23 protein-coding genes are annotated in these 24,370 nt (G+C 42.9%); 8 read left to right on the forward strand and 15 right to left on the reverse strand.

The annotated features are described in order from the left end of the window. Positions 1-90: 90 nt before the first annotated feature. The 9 genes from P3L37_RS16075 to P3L37_RS16115 all read right to left on the reverse strand — a co-directional run bounded on the left by P3L37_RS16075 (position 91) and on the right by P3L37_RS16115 (position 11,370). Positions 91-1,530 carry a purine-cytosine permease family protein gene (locus tag P3L37_RS16075; protein ID WP_004908172.1) on the reverse strand — a complete coding sequence of 480 codons (1,440 nt, stop codon included), beginning with the start codon at positions 1,528-1,530 and terminating at the stop codon, positions 91-93. A 275-nt stretch (positions 1,531-1,805) separates the two neighbouring features. Further along, positions 1,806-2,945 carry an acyl-CoA dehydrogenase family protein gene (locus P3L37_RS16080; protein ID WP_004908169.1) on the reverse strand — a complete coding sequence of 380 codons (1,140 nt, stop codon included), beginning with the start codon at positions 2,943-2,945 and terminating at the stop codon, positions 1,806-1,808. Next, entirely contained in the window at positions 2,942-4,126 is a 1,185-nt protein-coding gene (locus tag P3L37_RS16085; protein ID WP_004908167.1) for a CaiB/BaiF CoA transferase family protein, read from the reverse strand. Before P3L37_RS16085 ends, P3L37_RS16080 begins: the two co-directional genes overlap by 4 nt. A 56-nt stretch (positions 4,127-4,182) precedes the next feature. Beyond that, positions 4,183-5,850 carry a urocanate hydratase gene (hutU, locus tag P3L37_RS16090; RefSeq protein WP_004908165.1) on the reverse strand — a complete coding sequence of 556 codons (1,668 nt, stop codon included), beginning with the start codon at positions 5,848-5,850 and terminating at the stop codon, positions 4,183-4,185. A gap of 636 nt (positions 5,851-6,486) precedes the next feature. After that, the gene (gene livF, locus P3L37_RS16095; protein WP_004258508.1) at positions 6,487-7,188 is read right to left on the reverse strand and encodes a high-affinity branched-chain amino acid ABC transporter ATP-binding protein LivF; all 702 of its coding nucleotides are present in this window, start codon (positions 7,186-7,188) and stop codon (positions 6,487-6,489) included. Beyond that, positions 7,188-7,967, reverse strand: a complete 780-nt coding sequence (gene livG / locus P3L37_RS16100; protein WP_272667408.1) for a high-affinity branched-chain amino acid ABC transporter ATP-binding protein LivG — start codon at positions 7,965-7,967, stop codon at positions 7,188-7,190. Before livG ends, livF begins: the two co-directional genes overlap by 1 nt. Then, positions 7,964-9,235 (reverse strand): high-affinity branched-chain amino acid ABC transporter permease LivM, encoded by a 1,272-nt coding sequence (locus P3L37_RS16105; RefSeq protein WP_109911662.1) that lies wholly within the window; start codon positions 9,233-9,235, stop codon positions 7,964-7,966. Before P3L37_RS16105 ends, livG begins: the two co-directional genes overlap by 4 nt. Then, entirely contained in the window at positions 9,232-10,158 is a 927-nt protein-coding gene (livH, locus tag P3L37_RS16110) for a high-affinity branched-chain amino acid ABC transporter permease LivH (protein WP_109911661.1), read from the reverse strand. The genes P3L37_RS16105 and livH overlap by 4 nt, the downstream gene beginning before the upstream one ends. A gap of 102 nt (positions 10,159-10,260) precedes the next feature. Beyond that, positions 10,261-11,370: a branched-chain amino acid ABC transporter substrate-binding protein gene (locus P3L37_RS16115; protein ID WP_004908157.1), complete on the reverse strand. Its 1,110-nt coding sequence runs from the start codon at positions 11,368-11,370 to the stop codon at positions 10,261-10,263. 379 nt (positions 11,371-11,749) lie between these two features. On the opposite strand from P3L37_RS16115, the gene panM reads away from it, so the two are divergent. Beyond that, positions 11,750-12,154 carry an aspartate 1-decarboxylase autocleavage activator PanM gene (gene panM / locus P3L37_RS16120; protein WP_109911660.1) on the forward strand — a complete coding sequence of 135 codons (405 nt, stop codon included), beginning with the start codon at positions 11,750-11,752 and terminating at the stop codon, positions 12,152-12,154. Then, a complete protein-coding gene (locus tag P3L37_RS16125) occupies positions 12,151-12,537 on the forward strand; it encodes a VOC family protein (protein ID WP_004908154.1) in 387 nt (128 codons plus the stop codon). The genes panM and P3L37_RS16125 overlap by 4 nt, the downstream gene beginning before the upstream one ends. 109 nt (positions 12,538-12,646) lie before the next feature. Here P3L37_RS16125 and rpoH read toward each other — a convergent pair whose 3' ends face one another. From rpoH to ftsY, 4 genes are all read right to left on the reverse strand, one after another. Next, positions 12,647-13,525 carry an RNA polymerase sigma factor RpoH gene (gene rpoH, locus P3L37_RS16130; RefSeq protein WP_004908152.1) on the reverse strand — a complete coding sequence of 293 codons (879 nt, stop codon included), beginning with the start codon at positions 13,523-13,525 and terminating at the stop codon, positions 12,647-12,649. Between the two features lie 257 nt (positions 13,526-13,782). Further along, positions 13,783-14,760 carry a permease-like cell division protein FtsX gene (gene ftsX, locus P3L37_RS16135; protein WP_109911659.1) on the reverse strand — a complete coding sequence of 326 codons (978 nt, stop codon included), beginning with the start codon at positions 14,758-14,760 and terminating at the stop codon, positions 13,783-13,785. Further along, positions 14,753-15,418: a cell division ATP-binding protein FtsE gene (ftsE, locus tag P3L37_RS16140; RefSeq protein WP_004908148.1), complete on the reverse strand. Its 666-nt coding sequence runs from the start codon at positions 15,416-15,418 to the stop codon at positions 14,753-14,755. The genes ftsX and ftsE overlap by 8 nt, the downstream gene beginning before the upstream one ends. Positions 15,419-15,424: 6 nt before the next feature. Next, entirely contained in the window at positions 15,425-17,242 is a 1,818-nt protein-coding gene (ftsY, locus tag P3L37_RS16145; protein ID WP_110731661.1) for a signal recognition particle-docking protein FtsY, read from the reverse strand. 276 nt (positions 17,243-17,518) lie between these two features. Here ftsY and rsmD point away from each other — a divergent pair, with 276 nt between their 5' ends. Together rsmD and P3L37_RS16155 are read left to right on the forward strand one after the other, a co-directional pair. Then, positions 17,519-18,100, forward strand: coding sequence for a 16S rRNA (guanine(966)-N(2))-methyltransferase (gene rsmD, locus P3L37_RS16150; protein ID WP_164529175.1), 582 nt, complete (start codon positions 17,519-17,521; stop codon positions 18,098-18,100). Between the two features lie 10 nt (positions 18,101-18,110). Then, the gene (locus P3L37_RS16155) at positions 18,111-18,407 is read left to right on the forward strand and encodes a DUF1145 family protein (protein WP_004908141.1); all 297 of its coding nucleotides are present in this window, start codon (positions 18,111-18,113) and stop codon (positions 18,405-18,407) included. A gap of 5 nt (positions 18,408-18,412) precedes the next feature. Here the strand turns inward: P3L37_RS16155 and P3L37_RS16160 are convergent, their stop codons facing one another. Further along, positions 18,413-18,766 carry a DUF2500 domain-containing protein gene (locus P3L37_RS16160; RefSeq protein WP_109911656.1) on the reverse strand — a complete coding sequence of 118 codons (354 nt, stop codon included), beginning with the start codon at positions 18,764-18,766 and terminating at the stop codon, positions 18,413-18,415. Between the two features lie 121 nt (positions 18,767-18,887). Here P3L37_RS16160 and P3L37_RS16165 point away from each other — a divergent pair, with 121 nt between their 5' ends. The 3 genes from P3L37_RS16165 (at position 18,888) to P3L37_RS16175 (ending at position 23,200) form a co-directional block, all read left to right on the forward strand. Continuing rightward, positions 18,888-19,517, forward strand: coding sequence for a lysoplasmalogenase (locus P3L37_RS16165; protein ID WP_004908138.1), 630 nt, complete (start codon positions 18,888-18,890; stop codon positions 19,515-19,517). Between the two features lie 158 nt (positions 19,518-19,675). After that, positions 19,676-22,075, forward strand: a complete 2,400-nt coding sequence (locus tag P3L37_RS16170; RefSeq protein ID WP_110731660.1) for a zinc/cadmium/mercury/lead-transporting ATPase — start codon at positions 19,676-19,678, stop codon at positions 22,073-22,075. 198 nt (positions 22,076-22,273) lie between these two features. After that, positions 22,274-23,200 carry an Rpn family recombination-promoting nuclease/putative transposase gene (locus P3L37_RS16175; RefSeq protein WP_110731659.1) on the forward strand — a complete coding sequence of 309 codons (927 nt, stop codon included), beginning with the start codon at positions 22,274-22,276 and terminating at the stop codon, positions 23,198-23,200. 50 nt (positions 23,201-23,250) lie between these two features. Here P3L37_RS16175 and tusA read toward each other — a convergent pair whose 3' ends face one another. Further along, positions 23,251-23,499: a sulfurtransferase TusA gene (gene tusA / locus P3L37_RS16180; protein ID WP_004908132.1), complete on the reverse strand. Its 249-nt coding sequence runs from the start codon at positions 23,497-23,499 to the stop codon at positions 23,251-23,253. A 168-nt stretch (positions 23,500-23,667) separates the two neighbouring features. On the opposite strand from tusA, the gene P3L37_RS16185 reads away from it, so the two are divergent. After that, positions 23,668-24,336, forward strand: coding sequence for a 7-cyano-7-deazaguanine/7-aminomethyl-7-deazaguanine transporter (locus P3L37_RS16185; RefSeq protein WP_004908130.1), 669 nt, complete (start codon positions 23,668-23,670; stop codon positions 24,334-24,336). The last annotated feature ends 34 nt before the right edge of the window (positions 24,337-24,370 follow it).

A 24,370-nucleotide genomic window follows, 5' to 3' on the forward strand; every position in this document is an offset into this window, starting at 1 on the left:
TAGGTTGAGAGAAACCGTAACAGTGATATTCACACTGCTACTGGCTATCTCAATTTTTACTATCTTTAATGCTAGTTTTTGATGAAATGGTTATTTACTTGTGGGTAATATCAATCGGTCTGCCACTGACATAGGCCATTTTTTAATCGCAACATAGTAAATAACACTAGTTGCCACCAAGCCCACAATCCATGAGATATCAACACCACCGAGTTTTTCGACTAAAGGCCCGGTATAAAACCCTGTTGAAATAAAGGGTAACTGTATTAACACACCCGCAATGTAAGTGAATATCCCAACTTTATTCCAACGCCCATAGCGGCCATTTGGGTTTGCAAGTTCAGGGACGTCGTAGCGGCCTTTAGTGACCCAATAGTAGTCAACCAAGTTGATTGCGCTCCAAGGGGTAAAGAATGCAAGCAAAAACAATAAGAAAGCAGAAAAGAGTTTTAAAAATGAATGCTGGCCCGCTAGTCCAAGTAAGGTTGAGAAACTGACCATTAAAATAATAAAGAACAACCTTTGCCCACGAGAAATTTGGCTTTTCCCACGGAAGCCACACCAAATTGCCGCCATAGACATAAAACTGCCATAAGCATTCAGTGCAGTTATCGTCACTTTTCCGTAGAAAATACTGATATATAACAGAGCCGCTATCAAACCAGTACTACCTAAGCCCACAATATACGAGACTTCGTTACCCGCAAACTTATTGCCGGCAAGCGCTGCGGCAAAAACCCCTAAAATCATTGATGCTTGCGTACCAATGACTGTACCTGAACCTACGGCCAAAAAGGCTTTGATTGTCGGAGTTTTAGTCGGTAAATAACGTGAATAGTCCGCAACATAAGGCCCAAATGCAATTTGCCAAGAAGCAGACAATGACATCGCTAATAAAAAGTTAGTCCAGCTAAAATGACGGTTTTCCAGTAAAACCGAAACATCATTCATATAAAATAGACGGAAAAATAGATAGAAGAACGTAATTATGCCGATAACACTCGCTACTTTCCCTAAAATATGGATGATGCGATAACCACAAATTGTGATGCCGATAATCACCACACCAAAAATAATAATTCCAACCCAATCCGTCACATGTAATAACTGACCGACCGCTTGCCCTGCCAGCACGGTACCACTGGCAGAAAACCCGACATACATCATGCAAACTAATAAAATAGGGATGACCGCACCGTATACGCCAAACTGTACACGACTCGAAATCATTTGTGGTAACCCCAATTTTGGCCCTTGCACCGCATGCAAGGCCATCACGGCACCACCTAACAGTTGGCCAATAAATAAGCCAATTAATGACCAGAATACATCCCCACCCAGTACGACTGCCAAGGCTCCGGTTACAATTGCAGTTATTTGTAAATTAGAGCCAAACCAAAGTGTGAATTGGCTTGATAAAGTGCCGTGGCGCTCGGACTCTGGAATGTAATCGATGGAACGCGCTTCGATTAAAGGTACATTCTCCTGCCGGTTTTTTTGCCCTGTAGCGATGTCGTTTGAAACTGTCATGGTAACTCCTCTTTAAGCAAGGCTGGCTTAAAGAATGAACCAATTAATCGTAATGGAACCGCAATAACTACAGTTGTAAGGTACAGTTATTAAGCATTACGCTGGGTGATGTTTTATCTGTTATTCACCCTAAATAACTAATTGAAATACATTCTTAAACCTGATTGTTGTTGTGTTTTTAATTCCATGATCCTGTTGTCAGGTAGTGCTTCCTATGGTGCTCCATAAACCAGTAAACGCCTGTCCCGCTTACTCGGCTCAATACTTAAAATAACTTAGTGGGCATCTAAAACGGCACGTGAAATAATAATTTTTTGTATTTCTGATGTGCCCTCAAAAATCCGTAAAATCCGTGCATCACGCACATAACGTTCAAGGGGAAGGTCACGAATATAGCCGTAGCCGCCATGAAGCTGTAATGCTGCATCCGTAACAAAACCCGCGCACTCAGCGGCAAACAATTTCGCCGTCGCAGATTGCAAACTAAAACGCTCCCCTGAATCACGCAATTCTGCAGCTTGCCAAGTCAACATGCGAGCAGCCTCCAATTGCGTGTGCATATCCGCAATACGCCATTGAGTTCCTTGGTATGCGGCTAAGGGCTTTTTACCAATTTGGCGTTCTTTTACCCAACCTAAAGCACTTTCCATCGCAGCCCGAGCTATACCGAGTGACGTTGCGGCCACTTCAACACGCCCTTTATCTAAAACTTCCATCGCGGTATGGAACCCTTTATTTTCCTCTCCCAATAATGCCGATTCCGGTAGCCAACAATTCAGCGCTAATTCATAAATCGTGCTACCCCGTAATCCCATGGTTTTTTCAGGTTGAGAAAATGCCACGCCTTCCGTGCCTTTAGGGATCATAAATGCGCTGATCCCGCGGGCTCCCGCTTCTACATCCGTTTTCGCATACAACACGATAAAGTCAGCCTCTTTGGCGTTAGTAATATAGTGTTTATTACCCCGAATACGCCAGCCACTATTTTCACGAGTTGCCACGGTTCGCATATCTGCAGGATTAGAACCTGCAGCCGGCTCAGTTAAGCCAAATGCACCTAATAATTCCCCTGCAGCGGCTTTTGGTAACCAATAATTTTTTTGCTCTTCAGTACCACCAATTAAAATCGAATCTGTCGCCAAAAAATGTGCCGTTAGAGCCGATGAAGTCGAAGCACAAGCGGCAGCAACAGCTTCGACTACCTGACTCATCGCCACACTGCCAATACCAAAACCGCCATACTGCTCAGGTAAATTAATTCCCCAGCAGCCCATTTCCCCCAACGCTTGTAAACTTTCCGCACAAAAGGTTTCTGTCTCATCGTATCTTTGTGCATTCGGCTGTAAAATGTCATGACAAACTTTTTCTATCGCATCCACAACCGCTTGTTCTGTTTCATTAATATCAAAACTCATTGCATCGTCTCCGCATTTTTAATGGTTGTTCTCGCTGGCTTATACACTAAGTTTGCCTCACCTAATTTTGGTGCACGGCGGGTTGAATGAGGTTTATTTCCATTGAAAAAAACCGGTTGAGAAACCAAAGGCGTTCCCCCATCATTCAGGTGCGTCAGAACTTGCCTCACTTGGGCATGCTCACTTTGTGTTGCTTGGTGTAAATTATGAATTGGTGAAGCAGGAACGCCCGCGTTTAATAAAATGTCACATACCTCTTCAACGGTTTTTTGGCGTGTCCAACTTTCAATCTCTTTTCTAAGTTCAGCTTGGTGCTGTGTTCGACTCGGGTCATTAAGGTAGCGTGAGTCATGGCATAACTCTGGTTTTTCCATGCATTCGCAAAAGCGTTGGAATAGCTTTTCACTCGCAATCGCGATAACCACTAAGCCATCTTTTGCCTGATAAGTATCGAATGGCGTAGATACTGGATGGCGGTTACCCACTAGGCTCGGAGCCTTATCATGAGCAAATAGGTTTGAAAGCCCAGTTAACTGCATGCTCAGTAAGACATCCACCATCGCTACATCAATATACTGTGCTGCTTCGTCATGACGCTCTCTCGCAAATAACGCACTACTTATCGCCCATGAGGCAAACATCCCTGCACACACATCGCCAATTGACTCACCACTGCGTGTAGGCCCTGTTTCTGGGAAACCAGTGACACTCATTAGGCCTGACATCGCTTGTGCCACGATGTCATAAGCGGGATAACTGGCGAGTGGGCTGTTTTGCCCAAATCCAGAGATACTGGCGTAGATTAATTTAGGGTTGTGCTGCTTTAGGCTCTCAAAATCGATACCGAGTCGTTGAGTCACACCAGGGCGAAAGTTTTCAACCACCACATCACTTTCTTTGACTAGCTGGAATAAAATCGCTCGGTCTTCATCCGCTTTAAGATCCAATTCAATACTGCGTTTACCTCGGTTAATTAAACCGTAATAAACACTTTCCCCATCAATGAATGGCCCTAAATGGCGGCTGTCATCACCGTGGTTAGGCACTTCAATTTTGATCACTTCAGCACCAAGATCGGCCATCATACCTGTGCAATAAGGGCCAGCTAACACTCGGCTTAAATCGATCACTTTGATCCCCGCCAGTGGCCCTTGTCTTTTCTGAGTCAACGCAGCATTCATACTGAATTCCTTTTATTCCAGAAAGATGCCAGCTCAACTTCAGCTGGCAAAGGACATTACTTCACCATCGGCAAGTTCAAGCCTTGCTCTTTCGCACAGTTAATGGCGATGTCATAACCTGCATCTGCATGACGCATTACGCCCGTTGCAGGGTCATTATGTAAAACACGAGCTAAACGCTTATCAGCGGCGTCCGTTCCATCACACACAATGACGACGCCTGAATGTTGTGAGAAACCCATACCAACACCACCACCGTGATGTAAACTGACCCATGTTGCTCCACCTGCGGTATTTAATAGTGCGTTCAATAAAGGCCAGTCTGATACCGCATCAGAGCCATCTTTCATAGATTCCGTTTCACGGTGAGGGCTAGCCACAGAGCCTGAATCTAAGTGATCACGGCCGATCACGATTGGGCCCTTTAACTCACCACTTTTCACCATTTCGTTGAAAGCACGGCCTAATCTTTCTCTGTCTTTTAAACCAACCCAACAAATACGTGCAGGAAGCCCTTGGAATGCGATACGCTCACGTGCCATATCGAGCCAATTATGTAAGTGCTTGTCATCTGGTAATAATTCTTTTACTTTTTGGTCTGTTTTATAGATATCTTCTGGGTCACCTGACAACGCAACCCAACGGAATGGGCCAATACCTTCACAAAACAGAGGGCGAATATAAGCAGGAACAAAGCCTGGAAAATCAAAGGCATTACTAATGCCTTCATCTTTTGCCATTTGGCGAATATTATTGCCGTAGTCAAAAGCCGCTGAGCCACGCTTTTGCATCGTTAACATCGCATCCACTTGGACTGCCATGCTTTTTTTCGCTGCTTTGGTCACTTCAGCAGGTGCGGTTTGTTGTTTTTCACGCCATTGGTCGAGTGTCCAACCCTGTGGTAAGTAGCCGTGTACAGGGTCATGGGCGCTAGTTTGGTCAGTGACGGAATCAGGAGTGATATTGCGTTTCACCAATTCACTGTAAACATCAGCCGCATTACCTAATAGCCCAACAGAAACTGGCTGGCCATTTGCTTTGGCTTCCTCGATATATTGCAGTGCTTCATCTAATGTCGTCGCTTTTTTGTCCACATAACGAGTTCTTAAACGAAAATCGATACGGCTTTCATCACATTCCACCGCTATCATGCTAAAGCCCGCCATGGTTGCTGCTAATGGCTGTGCTCCGCCCATTCCACCTAAACCGCCCGTTAAGATCCAACGCCCTGCTGCGTTACCATTAAAGTGTTGTTTGGCCAGTGAAACGAACGTTTCATAGGTGCCTTGGACGATCCCTTGAGAACCAATGTAGATCCAAGAACCAGCCGTCATTTGGCCATACATCATTAGGCCTTTACGATCTAACTCATTAAAGTGATCCCAATTCGCCCAGTGAGGAACAATATTTGAGTTTGCGATCAATACGCGGGGCGCATCTGGATGGGTAGGGAACACTCCGACGGGTTTACCTGACTGCACGAGTAATGTTTGGTCATCTTCCAGTGTGGTCAGCACATCTAAAATTTTGTCATAGCATTCCCAATCACGTGCCGCTCGACCGATACCGCCATAGACCACTAAGCTTTGAGGGTGCTCAGCAACATCAGGGTCTAAATTATTTTGGATCATGCGATATACCGCTTCTGTCAGCCAGCTCTTACAGGTTTTCTCACTGCCACGTGGTGCGCGGATCACTCGAGTTGAGTCAGTACGATTTAACATGGTTGTATCCCCTATCATCCATTTTTAATTAACTTTAAATTAACAATTTTATTTATAATAATCTGCGAGATACCCAGTTAGTGACGATGCACCTGTGTTTTAAAATTAATTATTTGATTAAAAATCAATAGATTAATTTAATATCAACTTACTCGAGACTATCTATTCATTGAGGGTATTTATCTATGGCTCAAATATATATACATTTACGTCACAAAGTATATACATTTAAATTTGAAATTTTGTAGGAAGTGTGAAGGTTGGAACACAAGAGAAGTTATACAACAACAAGTAGCTGTATGTTTCTAGAGAAAAAGTTGTATATACATTTGTTTTTATGCATAGAAACAAGTAAATAGCGAAATTGCGAGTCACTTCACAGAACGTTGCAACGATGTATAGCAAGAAAACCCATGCGTACCGCTCAAAATGGTGTACACCAGAAACAATAACGGGTTACCTGCATCAACAGATAACCCGAGCAATCAGAAAAAGTGAATGATGATTTAATTTTCTAAATCATTCGCGTTGTGGCTAGGCGGCAAAATGAGGATAGCTTGGGGAGCATACATAAGTATGTGACCCAAACAGCCGAGTGAAGCCAACAACGCCACAGCGTGAAGGATGACGAAAATTTTAGCCGCCTAGATAGGCGCTTCGTACTGCCTCATTCGCTAGCAACGCTTTGCCACTATCTTCCAACACAATATGCCCATTTTCCAACACATAACCACGGTCTGCGAGTTTCAACGCTTGGTTGGCGTTTTGTTCGACAAGGAAAATTGTCATTCCTTCTTCGCGTAGCTGCTGAATCGTATCAAAAATTTGCATAATGATAATGGGAGCAAGGCCTAAGGATGGCTCATCAAGTAAGAGTAACTCTGGCTGGCTCATTAAAGCACGGCCTATCGCTAGCATTTGTTGCTCACCGCCAGACATCGTTCCTGAACGCTGGCTTCGACGCTCATACAACCTTGGAAATAGCTTATAAACTCGCTCAATACGTTCTTGGTACTGTTGGCGATCGGCAAAAAAGCCCCCCATTGCGAGGTTTTCTTCCACTGTCATACGAGAAAATACACGTCGCCCTTCAGGTACTAATGCAATATCTTCACGCATAATTTTCGAGGTGGGCAATTGGGTGATATCCACACCTCGGTAGATGACCTGGCCTTCCGATGCACGTGGATCGCCACAAAGCGTACTGAGCAAGGTGGTTTTCCCTGCACCATTTGCTCCAATTAAGGTCACAATTTCACCTTTTTGGATATTCAAACTAATTTCATGTAGTGCTTGAATTTTTCCATAATGGGTAGAAACTTTTTTAAACTCTAGCATCAGTAAGCTTCCCCCAAATAGGCTTTTATCACATCAGGATGTTGACGGATCTCACTCGGTGTCCCATTCGCTAATGGCGTTCCTTGATTCACGACATAAATGCGATCTGAAATTCCCATGACTAATTTCATATCATGTTCAATTAAGAGAATTGAAACATTATGATGAGTTCGTAACTCAGCAATCAAGTCATCCAAGTCATTGGTTTCTTTAGGGTTAAGACCTGCTGCTGGTTCATCTAACATTAATATTTCAGGGCGAGTGACCATACAGCGAGCAATTTCTAACCGACGCTGCTGCCCATAGGCTAAATTACCCGCTTGTCGATTGGCAAAGGGGAGTAAATCAACACGCTCAAGCCATTTTACCGCATTATCAAGCGCTTCAGCCTCTGCCCGACGAAACGCAGGGGTTTTCAATAGCCCAGAAAAAATACCACTTTTTAAATGTTGATGTTGCGCCACAAGTAAATTTTCAATCACCGTCATTTCTTTAAATAACCGCACATGCTGAAATGTTCGGATGACGCCAAGGCGAGCAATAGACTGCCCTGTCAGCCCTTCAAGGTGTTTTTCACGATATAAAATCGTGCCGCTGGTCGGCTTATAAAACCCCGTTAAACAGTTAAAAATGGTGGTTTTACCCGCCCCATTCGGGCCAATCAGTGAAACTATTTCCCCTTGATTAATGGTTAACTCAACATTGTTGACGGCAAGTAACCCACCAAAACGCATTGTTAAGCCATTAACTTGTAGCAAAGGCGTTGTTATATGGCTCATACGCCCTCCCCTTCAGGGACTTTTTTCACCTGCATTTGACGACGTTTCATCGGTAATAGGCCTTGTGGTCGCCAGATCATCATCAGCACCATCAATGCCCCTAATAACAGCATGCTGTATTGGTTAAGGTCACGCATCATTTCCCGTGATACGACTAAGATAATTGCGGCTAAAATCACGGAAGTTTGTGAGCCCATTCCCCCTAAAACGACGATGGCTAACACAAATGCCGACTCCACAAAGGTAAAAGATTCTGGGCTGATAAAGCCTTGTCGTGCGGCAAATAACGTCCCTGCAAATCCCGCAAAGGCCGCACTAATAGTAAATGCGGTTAATTTTATTCGAGTTGGGCTTAGCCCTAATGAGCGACAGGCAATTTCATCTTCGCGTAATGCTTCCCATGCACGACCTAATGGCATACGCAGTAAGCGATTGATAACAAATAAAGTTAAGACTACTAATAACAAGGCGACAAAATACAGGAAAATAATACGGTCACCAGGGCTGTAATCTAAGCCAAAAAAGTTATGGAAGGTATCCCAGCCATCTTTAGCGGTACGGCTAAATTCCAAACCAAAGAAAGTCGGTTTCGGTAATTGACTGATCCCATTTGGCCCGCCAGTGATTTCGGTATTATTCAGTAATAAAATACGAACAATTTCCCCAAAGCCGAGCGTCACTATTGCAAGATAGTCCCCCCGCAACCTTAGAACAGGGAATCCCAATAAAAAACCGGCTAACGCAGCGGTTAACCCTGCAATCGGTAAACTTTCCCAGAAACCAAAACCATAGTAATGATTTAATAAACCAAAAGTATAAGCACCAATGGCATAAAAGCCGGCATACCCAAGAACCAGTAACCCAGATAACCCAACAACCACATTTAACCCTAAGCCTAACATCACATAAATTAATGTCAGGGTGGCAATATCCACGCTTCCGCGAGAAACAATAAACGGCCAAATAATTGCGGCAATAATAATTACAGCTGCAAGAATCTTTTGCTTGGCTGTCGAACCATCAAAATCAGGGATCGCCCACGCCTTTTTAGGAACTCCTTGCCATACTTTATTTAATGTCGGACGAACCAACTGGTAAACAAAGATGACAATAATACCCGCAATGATCCAGTTCCAACGTACAGAATCCCCAACCGTAACAACCAGTTTTGTGCCATCAAGAGCGAGCTGCAACCCCATCATGAACAGAGCCAATACGAAAAAAGTCACTGAAGCCACAATGGCATTAATCCAATTTTCTTTTCTCATACTTTTTCGACCTCCGGGCGTCCCAGAATGCCGGTTGGCATGATTAACAACACACCAATCAATAAACCAAATGACACAACATCTTTATATTCTGTACTTAAATATGCAGAGGTCATCGCTTCTGCAACACCTAAGATTAAACCACCTAACATGGCGCCGGGAATACTCCCAATTCCCCCTAATACCGCCGCAGTAAATGCTTTCATTCCTGCCATAAAACCAATATAGGGGTTAATCACACCATAAAATTGCCCCAATAGCACACCCGCTACAGCCGCCATTGCGGCACCGATAACAAAGGTCAATGAAATGACGCGATCGGTATTAATGCCTAATAAGCTAGCCATTTTAAGATCTTCTGCACAAGCTCGGCAGGCTCTTCCCATTTTTGAATAGCGAATAAATAGCGTCAAAGCTAACATCGCAAGCACGGTAACCACCCAGATGGTCAATTGCATCTTAGTCACCGTGGCTTCAAAACCATCGCTTTCACCGAGAACCCATTGCCCTGTAATCAAACTGGGTAGGGCTAAATCACGCGAACCTTGTGACAAACTGACATAGTTTTGCAGGAAAATAGACATTCCGATCGCAGAGATCAATGCAATCAATCGCTTAGAATGACGGACCGGCCGATAAGCAACCCGTTCAATACTCCAACCATAGGCACTAGAGACCACAATTGCCGCAATGAAGGCCGCAGCAACAAGGAGCCAACCGATATCAATCCCAAGCATCATTAAGCCTGCGATCACAATAAAAGAGACATAGCTACCAATCATGTACACTTCGCCGTGGGCGAAGTTAATCATCCCAATGATGCCATACACCATCGTATAGCCGATAGCTATCAGTGCATAAGTGCTACCGAGGGTTAAACCATTCAGAAGTTGCTGAATAAAATACAGAATTTGATCTGACATAAGACTATCCTTTCGAACTACTTGTCCTCTATAGAGAACAGAAGCCGGAAGCAAGTGACTTACTTCCGGTTCTTATTCACTATGCTGGAACACTGCTGAGTACTATTTTACAGAGGTGGAAGTCCCATCTTTGTGCCACTCAAATACACCAAACTCAAACCCTTTCAGGTCACCGTTTGGCTGCCAGCTTAATGTTCCCATGACAGTTTCGACCGGATTTGCTTTCAGGTCTTTCACTAAATCTTCAGGCTCAATACTGCCAGTACGCTCCATTGCCGTCGTTAAACCTTGGATAGCAGCATAAGTTGTCCAAACAAATGGCCCTGTTGGGTCTTCTTTCTTCGCTTTGATGGCATCAACAATTGGTTGGTTAGTCGCAACTTGGTCGTAACGTTTTGGTAAAGTTACCAACATGCCCTCAGAGGCATCACCTGCAATATTTGATAATGAAGAGTTACCGACGCCTTCAGGCCCCATAAAGCGAATATTCAAGCCAGCTTGCTTCGCTTGGCGTAAAATTTGCCCCATCTCTGGGTAATATCCCCCAAAGTAAACAAAATCAACATTCTCTTTCTTCAATTTTGCCACTAAAGCGGAAAAGTCTTTGTCACCCGCCGTTACCCCTTCAAACATCACTTCTTTAACGCCAGCTTTATTGAGGCTTTCACGTACAGAACGGGCTAAACCTTCCCCATATTGTTGTTTGTCATGCACAACAGCAATACGAGTTGGTTTGATATCTTCCATAATAAACTTAGCTGCAGTGGGTCCTTGGTCCGAATCCAAACCGGTTGTACGCAGAACCATTTGATAACCACGTGTGGTTAAATCCGCATTAGTTGCAGCTGGGGTGATCATAATGACACCTTCATCCTCATAAATATCGGATGCCGGCTGTGTTGAAGAGGAACATAAATGCCCAATAACATGGCGGATACCATCGTTAATCACTTTATTTGCCACCGCAACCGCTTGTTTCGGGTCACAGGCATCGTCATATTCTACTGCCACTAATGTGTTTCCATTAATGCCACCTTTAGCATTAATATCTGCGATCGCTTGGCGTGCCCCTGTAAATTCCATATCACCATATTGAGCTACAGGCCCTGACATCGCGCCAACAACCGCTATTTTAATTTCCTTTGCCCATCCTGCTGAACTGAATGCCATCGCAATACAGCCCGCTAATAATGCTTTATTCATATTCTTCATTTTATCGTCCCCGTCTTCGTGGTTCTGAGTGTTTGTGTTTGATTTGTAGTAGATTATTATAGTTGACAGGTACAATGCCTGAGATTTCAAAATACAGCGAATAAGGCTATATATTTCATAACATTAAACAAGATAATTATGCTAAATAGCAAATGTATATGGCAGGTTTTTACATTAGAAGCAGAATAAAAAACTGATGTGTTAAAGTAGGTTTTTTGTAAATACTAGTGTTATATTCGGGTTAAATTTAAATTAATCCGAGTGAAATTCGGAAAATTCAGTATCACCAAATTTTTCTCTCTAAAATCAAAAAATCGGTTGTAGATCACTCTGGCAGGATGAGTGACTGCAACTCTTACAGGGAAACAAACAAAATATCATGAGACTTACTATTATCCCGCTGGTCAATCCTACTGAGCAACAATATCTGGACTTACATAAAATCTGGCCTGACCAGAGTCCTTTTGAACTAGCCAAAATGTGCAAAGCAGGTGACCTATTCTATGCCGCCCGTTTTAATGAACGCCTTCTTGGAGCTGCAAAAGTTACGGTGGATCATAACACTGCCACTTTGCAGGATTTTTGCGTACGAGAGGTCACTCGCCGACGCGGTGTTGGCTCATATTTATTAGAAGAAATTTGCCAAGCTATTCCTGACATTACACTATGGAAATTTGATATTAGCGGGGTAGCCCTACAAGAAAAAGAAGCGGTGCGGCTATTCTTGGCTGCTAATGGCTTCAATACCACCGCACAACCTGATATATGGGGAAAAACAGCATGAAGTTAAATAAAATTCATCATGTTGCTATTATTGCATCCAATTTTGAGGTCAGTAAGGATTTTTATTGCCGTATTTTGGGGTTAAATCTACTTGAAGAACATTTCCGCCCAGAAAATAATTCATGGAAAGCGGATTTAGCCTTTGGTGAACATTACCAAATTGAATTATTCAGTTTTGTTAATCCGCCAGCAAGGTTGAGTTATCCTGAAGCCACGGGGCTGCGCCATTTAGCCTTCAGTGTTGATGATTTAGATAAATGGGTAGCTTATTTAACTGAGCAAGGTGTGGCTTGTGAGGCCATACGCATCGACCCCTATACCCAAAAGCGTTTTACATTTTTCACAGATCCCGATGGCTTACCGCTAGAGTTATACGGTGATTAATTGAACAATAAAAAATGTAAAAGTAGAAATGATTATCTGCATTTATCCACCTCTTAACGGGTAATAAATGCAGATAATTTTAGTGAACAACGAATTGGCCAGTCATAAATTACATTTCGCTATCTTCGTCTTCTTCCATCGCCAAACGCAACTTCTTCATTGCGTTCTTTTCAAGCTGACGAACACGCTCTGCAGAAACACCGTATTTATCAGCGAGTTCTTGCAACGTCGTTTTGTTGTCATCGTCTAACCAACGAGCTCGGATGATATCCTGACTGCGCTCGTCCAAAGAATCCAACGCATCTGCTAAGCGGTCAGTTGCATGGCTTTCCCAGTTATCATCTTCAATTGAACCAGCAAAGTCTGATGCTTTGTCTTGTAAGTATAAGACTGGGGCTACAGGGCCACCAAAATCACTGCTGTCATCGTCATCTGACATATCAAATGCCATGTCTTGTGCAGCCATACGTGATTCCATTTCACGCACATCTTTAGTACTTACCCCTAACTCTTGGGCAACCATATCAACTTCGTCCTGGTTAAACCAACCAAGACGCTTTTTATTCTTTCTTAAGTTAAAGAATAGCTTACGTTGCGATTTTGTTGTCGCGACTTTGACAATACGCCAGTTACGTAAAACATATTCATGAATTTCAGCTTTGATCCAGTGAACCGCAAAGGAAACAAGACGAACGCCAACCTCAGGATTGAAACGACGCACCGCTTTCATCAGGCCGATATTACCTTCCTGAATTAAGTCAGCTTGTGGTAAACCATACCCTGCATAACTACGAGCAACATGAATAACAAAGCGCAAGTGCGATAAGATCAGTTGCTTTGCAGCATCCAGATCACCATGGTAATGCAGCCGTTCAGCAAGTTCCTTTTCTTCCTCAGCGGTGAGCATCGGGTAAGCATTAGCAGCCCGAACATAGGCTTCAATACTTCCTTGTGGAACAAGAGCTAATGATTGCATGTCTTTGGTCATTCAGATCCTCAATAAAATAATAGGAAACAGATTAGTTTGTATTGATAACCGCATTGGTTAGCCATGAGGTAAACATTTTTAGTCTACCAGTTTAACCGCGTTAAATAAATTATATACAAAATTTGTTAACAGTAGGTCAATGTAGGACAAAACAATTCAGACTAAGTTCATTTTTAACGAAAATTTGCAATAGAATCAAAGAGTCATGATATAATCAAATCATGACTCTTGAATAAAAATGATGAAAAAACAACATATTACTCAGGTGTAAAGTGTCGTAAATGTTGAAGTGTTGCCAACCATGCCGCTATCCAACCAACCATAGCGGATAACAGTAGAATCAATAAAGACTCTTCCCATAACAATCCTTCAATCTGAAATTGCGTACCAAATACACTGGCTACTTTTGCCACACCGTCCGCTAACTGCCAAACAAGTAGAAAGGTCATAATTAGGGAAATAATGGCACCTAATGCACCCAATACAAGGCCACCATTTAAAAATGGCCTCATGATAAACCCATCAGTAGCACCAATTAACTTCATCACATTAATCGTATCGCGGCGAGCAAAAATATTGAGCCGTACGCTATTACCTATCACAAGGAATAGTGACACAATCATTAAAACCCCAATGACAGAAGCAACTTTCCCAACCAAACCCGTTAGTGCAGCTAACCGCGCAAACCAGCTATCATCCATGCGAACTTCTTCAATGCCATCGACTTGGCTGACTCTATCACGCAGTGTTGTTAATACATTAGAACCTTCAAAATCAATTTTAGGCGTAATTATTGCGACTGCAGGCAGTGGGTTTTCCTCTAGCATATCGAGTGCAGTACTAAAACCGGACCAACTGCGAAACTCACTCATGGCTTGGTCACGTGAAAGGTAATTCACATGGTCAACCCCATCAAGAGCCTGCAGTTGTGTTACTACATTTTGCCCACCTTGTTCATCAAGAGATTTATCAAGATAAACAGTGAGTTGTGGTGTTGGATACCATTGCTCCGCGGCTTGCGAAACGTTTTTCCACACAATATAACAAAGGCTCGGTAATGTGAGTGAAATCGCAATAACCATGATAGTCAAAAAGGTGGCCAAAGGCTGTCTTAGCATGTCAGCGAGCGCATTCAACCACGAGTAACGCCACTGCTCTTTCCAACCGCCTTTTAATGCTTTACTTTTCGATTGCTTGGCTCGTTCCGGCTTGCTTTTACGGACATTCTTAGCCATGTTGACCTCCAAGCATACGACCTTCACTCAATGTAAGAACACGGCAGTTACGACGCTCAATCAATGCAATATCATGGGTCGCCATTAAAACGGTCACCCCTACACGATTGAATTCTTCAAATAAACGCATGATTCCTTCAGACAATTCACCATCAAGGTTACCTGTTGGTTCATCCGCTAATAACATCGTTGGTTTATTCACCACCGCTCGGGCAATACCGACACGTTGTTGCTCCCCACCAGATAACTGAATTGGGAAGTTTTTCGCTTTGTCCAATAACCCAACTTTATCCAATGCAGCGGAAACTCGCCGACGAATATCCTCGGTACTAGCACCAGAAATGATTAGCGGCATTGAGACATTGTCATATACCGTTCGATCAAATAACAGGTGGTGATCTTGAAAAATCATCCCGATCTGCCGGCGCAGAAACGGGATCTCTCGATTTTTCAAGCGGCTGATATCATGACCATTGAATAAAATATGACCCGCACTTGGGCGTTCAATTCCACAAATCAGTTTAAGTAATGTACTTTTACCTGCGCCTGAGTGGCCTGTTAGAAATGCCATTTCTCCAGGTTGAAGATGAAAATCAACCCCTTGGAGTGCTTGGCGGCCACCGCGATAAGCTTTACTAACGTGTTCAAAGCGAATCATCGAAAATTATTCCTCTCGGGCAAATAGAGCCTCGATAAAGTCATCTGCTTTAAATGGACGTAAATCTTCAATACCCTCACCAATACCAATATAACGAATTGGAATACCAAATTGGTCGGCAATAGAGAAAATTACGCCACCTTTTGCTGTGCCATCGAGCTTAGTCAATGTTATACCTGTTAAACCGACCGCATCATCAAAAAGTTTTGCCTGACTTACCGCATTTTGTCCAGTACTTGCATCTAGCGTTAACATAATTTCATGGGGAGCATTTTCATCGAGTTTTTTCATCACCCGGACAATTTTTTTCAACTCTTCCATCAAGTGCGATTTATTTTGTAAGCGCCCAGCGGTATCTGCAATTAAAACATCAACCCCTTTCGCCTGCGCTGATTGAATCGCATCAAAAATAACCGATGCAGGATCTGCGCCAGTATGTTGAGCGACCACAGGGATCTTATTGCGCTCTCCCCATACTTGAAGTTGCTCAACGGCTGCTGCACGGAAAGTATCCCCCGCGGCTAACATGACGCTTTTCCCTTCCGACTGATATTGACGTGCTAATTTACCAATTGTTGTCGTTTTCCCGACCCCGTTAACACCAACCATAAGAATAACATAGGGTTTTTTGTCTTCAATCACGAGTGGTTTATCCACTTTCGCTAAAATATCAGACATTTCCTCACGCAATTTGCCATATAACACTTCTGCATCCTTGAGCTCTTTACGGCTCGCATGTGCCGTTAAGTTATCAATGATTTTGCGAGTGGTATCAACCCCGACATCAGCAATCAATAGCTGCTCTTCAAGCTCTTCAAATAAGTCATCATCAATTTTTTTACCTGAAAACAGCCCAAAAAAACCTGAACCTAAATTCTGGCGAGTTTTTAATAACCCTTTCTTTAGCCTAGCAAAGAAACCTTCTTTTTTAGGTTTTTCTTGCTCTGTTGGTAAATTATTTTTTTCTTCTTCTAAACGTAAGCGCTCAGCTTCAGCTTCTTCCTCTGCAATTCTCGCATCTTCGGCGGCTTGTTCTTCCGCTAAGCGGGCTGCTTCGGCTGCTTGGCATTCGCGTTCAGCTTGTTCTTCCGCTAAACGCGCCGCTTCTGCTGCTTGGCGTTCGCGTTCGGCTTGTTCTTCCGCTAAACGCGCCGCTTCTGCTGCTTGGCGTTCGCGTTCGGCTTGTTCTTCCGCTAAACGTGCCGCTTCTGCTGCTTGGCGTTCGCGTTCGGCTTGTTCTTCCGCTAAACGCGCCGCTTCTGCTGTTTGACGTTCGCGTTCGGCTTGTTCTTCGGCAGCTTGAATTGCAGCTAACTCTGCTTGGCGACGCTGCTCTTCCGCTTCCTCTGCCGCTTGAATCGCAGTTAACTCAACTTGACGCTGACGTGCCATTTCTTCTTCAGCAAGACGCATTGCTTCCGCTTCTTGGCGTTCACGCTCGGCTTTTTCTTCCGCCAGTTTTTTCTCTTCGGCTTCTTGGCGTGCTTGTTCCGCTTGCTCTTCGGCAGCTTGAAGCTCTGCTAGTTTAGCTTCCCGCTCACGTTCTGCTTGCTCGGTTGCCGCATCAATCGCAGCTTGTTGTGCTTCATACTGACGCTGAGCTTCATCTTCTGCCGCTTTAATAGCAGCTTGCTCAGCTTGATGTTGACGTTCCGCTTCGGCTGTTGCGGCATCAACCGCAGCTTCATGGGTTGATTGGTTTTCGACGTCATTAACCACATCATTTTGTTGAGTTTGTTGTTGCTCTTGTTGCTGGGTTTCTTCTTCATTTTTACGCCCAAACCCCAACCATGAAAAAAAACCTTTTTTCTTGTCTTTAGCCATTTGCCACTACACTCCTCGCGGTAAAAATATGGCACTCGATAATCAAATCGCAATAAAATTATATGCAGTCTACCATTTCATCGCTCAGCAACACATATCTGAAAGAAAAATCCTGCCAATTTAATCTGAATTTTCGTGTTAAAACTGTGAAAATGAAGCACTATAATTGAAATACGGCCAATCAGAGATAACAACACTGCAACTTATCGCCTGACAGGTATACAATAGTAACAATCAAATTTAAGTACATAAACCCGTTAAGCAGCAATAAACATTATGGCAAAAAAACCACAATCCCCCTCTTTAGGGCAAATTCGTATTATCGGTGGAAAATGGCGCGGAAGAAAGCTGCCAGTTCGTGATAGTGAGGGCTTACGCCCAACTACAGACAGAATTAAAGAAACGTTATTTAACTGGTTGATGCCAATCATTCGAGATGCGCGTTGCTTAGATTGCTTCGCAGGCAGTGGCTCACTGGGCTTTGAAGCACTTTCTCGTTTTGCAGAAACAGTCACCTTTATTGAGCTCGATAAACACAACGCCCAATTATTGACTGAAAATAAAACTCGCTTACAAGCTGATAACGCAACCGTAGTGAATCACAACAGCCTAAATTTTTTAAGCCAAGCAGGTACACCTTTTGATGTCGTTTTCATTGACCCACCATTTCGCAAAGGACTGCTCAATGAAACCATTCAATTGTTAGAAAAAAATCAATGGTTAGCTGAAGAAAGCTGGATATACGTTGAGTCAGAAGCGGAGTCACCACTTACTGACATTCCAGCTAACTGGCAACTTCATCGCGAAAAAATAGCTGGGCAAGTCGCATATCGCCTTTTTATTCGAACTTCACTTTAGGGACAAAAACATGTTTATCAATATTGGACGCCTGCTCATGATTTGCGTTTGGGGTTTTATGGTCTTTAACCTCGTCCATCCATTCCCTAAGCCATTGAAATATTTCATGGATATTGCAATGGTGTTCATGGTATTTATGCATGCACTGCAAACTATTTTCCTAAAAGCAACGCTTCCTAAAGGGGAAAAAATCTCTGGTTTAGTTCAACTACGCATTTTCTTTTTTGGCGTATTCGAAATGTTAGCCATGCAGAAAAAAACCAAAGCCGCTTTAGAAGAAGCAAAGAAAAGGCAATCAGACCAGTAAAAACTTTATGATGCAGGCTCGAAACGAATAAACCGAGTTCCTTGCATCGTGAGTTTTCCTTCACTGCCTAACGCTACGCTTTGGTATTGTTCTTCTGTCACAATCGTTTTGATAATTTCGCCGCTTGAGCGCGTTTTGAAATAAATTTCATAGCGGAAGGTTTCAGGGGAAACAACATCTCGTTCACGAGAACGCATATTAGGATAAGGGTAATCCTTTTTGTTATCCACCTTGACCAAATAGCTCACCAGCAAAGAGTTATCATTAATTTCATTTTGCTTGCGTTGGTCAAAAAAACGCTTAGTAGCAAGAACCGCAATAACCGCTAAAACAATGATCAATAGTATGGGCTTGTTCATAATGTATGCTTTTCACTTAAAAAATCCGTCATGATAGTTTATCTTATTTAACTAAACAGGACACGTTTCTAAGTTGCCAGACCACTGCCGTGTCATTCATTGAACATATAAGGATGTGTATATGATTAGTTGGCCATTCCTCGCAGTACTCTTTTCTGGTTGGTTATATGTCGATGCCGCCTACCGAGGACCTGGGTGGCAACGTTGGTTATTTCGCCCGATCACACTGCTGCTTTTATTACTTTGGGGGTGGAGTTCCGATGATCTTAACCTGCAAAACTACCTCATTCTTGCTGGATTGCTAGTTTCTCTTGTTGCAGATCTTTCTCGTATGCTTTCAAGTGAGCACTTACTAGCTTCTGTCGCATTGATGTTCTTAAGTTATTTGATTTACACCATCAGCTTTGGAATGCAGCTAAATTTCGGGCTCTATCTACCTTGGCTAGCCGCCCCTCTGATTGTCGCTGCCATTACTTTAGTGTTTATTTGGGGCAAACTTGAAAATCTTCAAGCCATTGTTTTTGCATCACTAATAATGTGTATGATTATGGCATGGGTTGCTGGTGACCAATATTTTGGTCTCGGCCGTGAATATAATTTTTCAATCATGGTTGGTGCATCTCTGCTATTTCTTTCTAACTGTGTTTGGCTAATTGCTCGATTCCGTCTTCCATTTAAAGCTTCAAAAGCTGTTGTTGCAGCGCTCTATTTCCTTGGGCAGTTCTTTATTGTGCGGGCAATTTACTTGTAATTACTACCCGCAAAGACTAAGCCAATTGACTAAAAGTGCTATTTGAGAATTTTATCAATTGGCTCCCCCTTTTTGGTTTGACTCTGGAGTAGACTCCAGAGTGTAGACTTATCAACAATGAATGATAAAACGAATCATTGTTTGATAAGGGGGCGCTTATGCACTCACACTCTCATAAAGAAAATCATGTACATAGCAGTTCTTGTTGCTCTAGTAACAGTACTTGCTCATCTGCTATCGTTGAAAATGACAAAAAAGTGAGTAACGACTCACATACTTCCGAGCACAGTACAGTGAAGAAAAACCCTGATGACGATGAAGAAGCTCATCATCATATCGGGGGCCATTCTGCACATGAGCATGCAGTAAATGACAATCATCACAAGGGACATAACCACCAGCATGGTAATAGCTGTGGTTTAACTCCGGATGTCGCGAATGAAGTTGAGCCTACCCAAGCGGCTAGCCAGCGCTTTAGCTGGATAATCCGTGGTATGGATTGCCCAAGTTGCGCAAATAAAATTGAAACTGCAGTTAAGCAAATCAGTGAAGTAAAACAAGCCAAAGTATTATTTGCCACAGAAAAACTTGTGGTTGATGCCAACACAGATATTAGTGTGGCAGTTCGCTCTACCGTTGAAACTGCGGGTTATGAATTACTTGAAGTCGGTAGCAATAGTGCGGCAGCAGCTCCACCAAGCTTAATTAGTGAAGCTAAGCCCGTCATTATTTTAGCGATTTTAATGGCTATTAGTTGGGGGATTGAATTTATCAATCCACAGTTGGGTAATATTGCCTTTATTTTAACCACCCTGTTTGGGTTATACCCAATTGCCCGTAAATCATTACGCTTAATGCGAACGGGTTCACCTTTTGCCATCGAAACATTGATGACGGTTGCCGCAATAGGCGCAATCTTTATTCAAGCAACAGAAGAAGCCGCAATGGTTATCTTACTGTTTATGTTAGGCGAAATGTTGGAATCTTATTCTGCCGGAAGGGCCAGACGAGGTGTTAGCGCCTTAATGGCACTGGTTCCAGAAGATGCCGTTTTAATCAAAAATGGGCAAAAAACAACTATTCCTGTTGCGCAGTTACGTCCCGGGGACATTATCGAAATCGCACCAGGTGGGCGTTTACCTACCGATGCCGTGTTAGTATCTGGTTTTGCCAGCTTTGATGAAAGTGCGTTAACGGGTGAGTCTGTACCTGTCGAACGTAATGTTGGAGATAAAGTGGCTGCAGGTTGCTTATCTGTTGATAGAGCCGTTCAAATGCAGGTGGTATCAGAGCAGGGTCAAAATGCGATTGACCGCATTTTACAGCTGATTGAAGAAGCAGAAGAACGTCGCGCACCAATAGAACGTTTTATTGATCGCTTTAGCCGTGTATACACACCAATCATCATGCTGATTTCCGCATTAGTGATTGTTATTCCACCTATTTTCTTCAGCGCACCATGGGAAACATGGATTTATCGCGGGTTAACACTGTTATTGATTGGTTGCCCTTGTGCATTAGTGATTTCAACCCCTGCAGCAATCACCTCCGCATTAGCAACTGCTACACGGCGCGGTGCTTTAATTAAAGGGGGAGCCGCATTGGAGCAACTGGGAACTATCACGACCATTGCTTTAGACAAAACGGGCACACTGACAGAAGGTAAACCCCATGTCACTAACTTAGTCCCTGTTGAAGGCTTGTCAGAAAGTGAATTAGTACAAATCACCGCATCTGTTGAAGTTGGCTCTCACCACCCACTTGCTAAAGCAGTAGTTAATAAAGCGGAAGAACTTTCTTTGACTGTCACTGAAGCGCAAGAGCGTAAGGCACTGGCAGGAAAAGGAATTGAAGGATACCTTAATAACAAACATATCCTTGTTAGCGCACCAAACCGCCTTGATACGCCATTAAACAGTGAGTGGCAAAGTAAAGTAGAAACCCTAGAAGCAGAAGGGAAAACCGTTGTTGTCACACTCGAAAATAACCGCGTGATTGGTTTAACCGCACTGCAAGATACATTGCGCAAAGATGCTGCGGATACGATGAGCATGCTAAAAGCGCTCAACGTGAATGCCGTGATACTGACAGGTGATAACCCTCGAGCAGCAAGTGCTATTGCAGGCCAATTAGGCATGGAATACCGCGCAGGGTTATTACCGGAAGATAAAGTCACTGCGGTTATGGAGCTTAACCGAAACCACAGCACGATGATGGTCGGTGATGGCATTAATGATGCTCCAGCAATGAAAGCGTCTAGTATCGGTGTTGCCATGGGCAGTGGTACGGATGTGGCATTAGAGACTGCCGATGCCGCGTTAACTCATAACCGTTTAACTGGGCTCGCAGAGATTATTGCGCTATCTCGCGCAACACGAAAAATCATTCGTGAAAATATTGCGATTGCCTTAGGGTTAAAAGCCGTATTCCTCGTCACCAGTTTGTTGGGAATTACCGGGCTTTGGGTCGCCGTTCTTGCTGACTCCGGTGCAACAGCACTCGTAACAGCAAACGCAGTGCGCCTATTACGCGTTAAATTACCTCAAGTGAAAAAGTAATTTATATCAACTGATTTAAACGCCACAATAAGTGGCGTTTTTTCTTTTACAACCTTTCCAATAAATACTGTTATTACAATATGTTAAATACAATTTTAACTTAAGAATTAGGACTAACTTTTTCTCCATCAACCCCAGATTCCGCTAAAATTCATTTTGAAAATCACTCTTTTGGCAAGGTATTAGCGGGTATTGGGTATGGTAAAAAATCACAGTTCAACGCCACATGACGCTGCATTTAAAGGGTTTATGTCTAAACTTGATAATGCACGTGACTTTTTTGATATTCACTTACCCAGCCATATTAAGCAATTATGTGATTTCAAAACATTAGCGATAACAAATTCTTCTTTCATTGATAATCAGCTACGAACTCGTCTTTCGGATATGCTCTACACTGTCGAGACACAGCAAGGTGAAGGCTATATTTATACGTTAGTTGAACACCAATCAACACCCGATAAGCTAATGGGTTGGCGGATGATGCATTATTCGTTCCTTGCCATGAATCAACATTTACAACAAGGCCATCACGATTTGCCACTGGTTGTGCCAGTTTTATTTTATCATGGAAAGGTAACGCCTTATCCATATGCTAAGCCGTGGACACACTGTTTTCCGTGGCCAGAAATTGCATCAAACTTATATAGTCAACCATTTCCGCTCGTCGATATTACTGTCATTGATGATAATGAACTCGTAAATCATCGCAAAGTTGCGGTTATGGAACTCGCGATGAAGCATAGGGACTTAAGAGATAACATAGAAAAAGTCACGCAGTTGCTAGCTGAAGCGATGAATCAAAATTATCATCATAGCGATGACATCATCACTATTTTCAATTACTTATTTATTACTATGGATTCACCTCACTTTGAAATAGTGGTTAACCAACTTATTGATCAAATTGAAAATAACCAAGAGGCGATTATGAACATTGCGCAACGATTAAAAAATCAAGGAATACAAGAAGGCATTGATATTGGTGTAAATAAAGGCATAGATATTGGAGCAAACAAAAAACAACATGAAGTTGCTCTGAAAGGTTTACAACTCGGTACAAGTATTGAGCTTATCTGTCAGCTCACTGGGTTAACTCATCAGGAAGTATTAAATCTACAATAATCCCCCTGCCTTTTGGCAGGGATTGATACAATGCAATTAGCTAATGGCGGTTAACTCGATTTTTTACGTAACAAATAACGATACGGAGCATTCTCAGCCTCTACCGCTAATAAATCATGCTCCATAAAGCGGCAGAAACCTGGGATATCGCGTGTGGTTGCTGGGTCATCAGCAATAATTAACAACGTTTCCCCATCAGCCATATTACGAACTGTTTTGCGCACTAACATCACAGGCTCTGGGCATCGTAACCCTAGCGTATCAAGGGTTTTCGTTGGATTAGCAAATAAATCAGACATTAAAAAACACTTCTAAAAGGAATCAATAGACTGATTATATAATAAAACGCTCATTGATAAATGAACAGTTTTGCTTTTGTTGCGCAACGAGCGTATGATGCGCTGTTCCCAAATGTTGGGATGTATTTCATGGGTTCCCTCACCCCATTGTGACTAAAAAGGTACAATATGTTTAATTTTACTGCGCAGCAAAAAGCCACTGCGTTAATTTGGCTTTCGTTATTTCATATTTTAATCATTACCTCTAGTAACTACCTCGTGCAGTTGCCAATTAATATTTTTGGCTTCCATACCACTTGGGGTGCTTTTACTTTTCCATTTATTTTCCTTGCTACTGACTTAACCGTACGTATCTATGGTGCACCGCTGGCTCGCCGAATTATAACTGCGGTCATGTTGCCTGCATTACTGATTTCCTACGTTATTTCAGCGTTGTTTTTCCAAGGTGAATGGCAAGGTTTTACCGCTTTATCTGAGTTCAACCTATTCGTTGCTCGTATCGCCGCGGCAAGCTTTATGGCTTACGTACTTGGGCAAATATTAGATGTCAGCGTATTCAATAAGTTGCGCCAAAATGCACGTTGGTATGTGGCACCTGCCTGCGCTATGTTCTTTGGTAACTTAATTGATACTATCGCATTCTTCTTTATTGCATTTTTCCGCAGTAGCGACCCCTTTATGGCCGCAAACTGGGTCGAAATCGCGTTAGTTGACTATGTTTTCAAGTTACTTATTTGCATGCTATTTTTCTTACCTGCTTATGGTGTGCTTTTGAATTTTATCTTGAAATATTTCTTTGCAAACTCAGATAAAAAACAGTTAGTCAATCAGCACTAAACAAAAAAGGAGATAGCTAAATGCTATCTCCAAA

This window comes from Providencia sp. PROV114 (genome assembly GCF_032704305.1).
GTDB classification, from domain to species: Bacteria; Pseudomonadota; Gammaproteobacteria; order Enterobacterales; family Enterobacteriaceae; genus Providencia; species Providencia rettgeri.

Excerpts from the sequence above, each read along its gene's own strand:
- P3L37_RS16075 (WP_004908172.1), bottom strand. The coding sequence starts at position 1,530 with ATGACAGTTTCAAACGACATCGCTACAGGGCAAAAAAACCGGCAGGAG.
- P3L37_RS16080 (WP_004908169.1), bottom strand. The coding sequence starts at position 2,945 with ATGAGTTTTGATATTAATGAAACAGAACAAGCGGTTGTGGATGCGATA.
- P3L37_RS16085 (WP_004908167.1), bottom strand. The coding sequence starts at position 4,126 with ATGAATGCTGCGTTGACTCAGAAAAGACAAGGGCCACTGGCGGGGATC.
- hutU (WP_004908165.1), bottom strand. The coding sequence starts at position 5,850 with ATGTTAAATCGTACTGACTCAACTCGAGTGATCCGCGCACCACGTGGC.
- livF (WP_004258508.1), bottom strand. The coding sequence starts at position 7,188 with ATGCTAGAGTTTAAAAAAGTTTCTACCCATTATGGAAAAATTCAAGCA.
- livG (WP_272667408.1), bottom strand. The coding sequence starts at position 7,967 with ATGAGCCATATAACAACGCCTTTGCTACAAGTTAATGGCTTAACAATG.
- P3L37_RS16105 (WP_109911662.1), bottom strand. The coding sequence starts at position 9,235 with ATGAGAAAAGAAAATTGGATTAATGCCATTGTGGCTTCAGTGACTTTT.
- livH (WP_109911661.1), bottom strand. The coding sequence starts at position 10,158 with ATGTCAGATCAAATTCTGTATTTTATTCAGCAACTTCTGAATGGTTTA.
- P3L37_RS16115 (WP_004908157.1), bottom strand. The coding sequence starts at position 11,370 with ATGAAGAATATGAATAAAGCATTATTAGCGGGCTGTATTGCGATGGCA.
- panM (WP_109911660.1), top strand. The coding sequence starts at position 11,750 with ATGAGACTTACTATTATCCCGCTGGTCAATCCTACTGAGCAACAATAT.
- P3L37_RS16125 (WP_004908154.1), top strand. The coding sequence starts at position 12,151 with ATGAAGTTAAATAAAATTCATCATGTTGCTATTATTGCATCCAATTTT.
- rpoH (WP_004908152.1), bottom strand. The coding sequence starts at position 13,525 with ATGACCAAAGACATGCAATCATTAGCTCTTGTTCCACAAGGAAGTATT.
- ftsX (WP_109911659.1), bottom strand. The coding sequence starts at position 14,760 with ATGGCTAAGAATGTCCGTAAAAGCAAGCCGGAACGAGCCAAGCAATCG.
- ftsE (WP_004908148.1), bottom strand. The coding sequence starts at position 15,418 with ATGATTCGCTTTGAACACGTTAGTAAAGCTTATCGCGGTGGCCGCCAA.
- ftsY (WP_110731661.1), bottom strand. The coding sequence starts at position 17,242 with ATGGCTAAAGACAAGAAAAAAGGTTTTTTTTCATGGTTGGGGTTTGGG.
- rsmD (WP_164529175.1), top strand. The coding sequence starts at position 17,519 with ATGGCAAAAAAACCACAATCCCCCTCTTTAGGGCAAATTCGTATTATC.
- P3L37_RS16155 (WP_004908141.1), top strand. The coding sequence starts at position 18,111 with ATGTTTATCAATATTGGACGCCTGCTCATGATTTGCGTTTGGGGTTTT.
- P3L37_RS16160 (WP_109911656.1), bottom strand. The coding sequence starts at position 18,766 with ATGAACAAGCCCATACTATTGATCATTGTTTTAGCGGTTATTGCGGTT.
- P3L37_RS16165 (WP_004908138.1), top strand. The coding sequence starts at position 18,888 with ATGATTAGTTGGCCATTCCTCGCAGTACTCTTTTCTGGTTGGTTATAT.
- P3L37_RS16170 (WP_110731660.1), top strand. The coding sequence starts at position 19,676 with ATGCACTCACACTCTCATAAAGAAAATCATGTACATAGCAGTTCTTGT.
- P3L37_RS16175 (WP_110731659.1), top strand. The coding sequence starts at position 22,274 with ATGGTAAAAAATCACAGTTCAACGCCACATGACGCTGCATTTAAAGGG.
- tusA (WP_004908132.1), bottom strand. The coding sequence starts at position 23,499 with ATGTCTGATTTATTTGCTAATCCAACGAAAACCCTTGATACGCTAGGG.
- P3L37_RS16185 (WP_004908130.1), top strand. The coding sequence starts at position 23,668 with ATGTTTAATTTTACTGCGCAGCAAAAAGCCACTGCGTTAATTTGGCTT.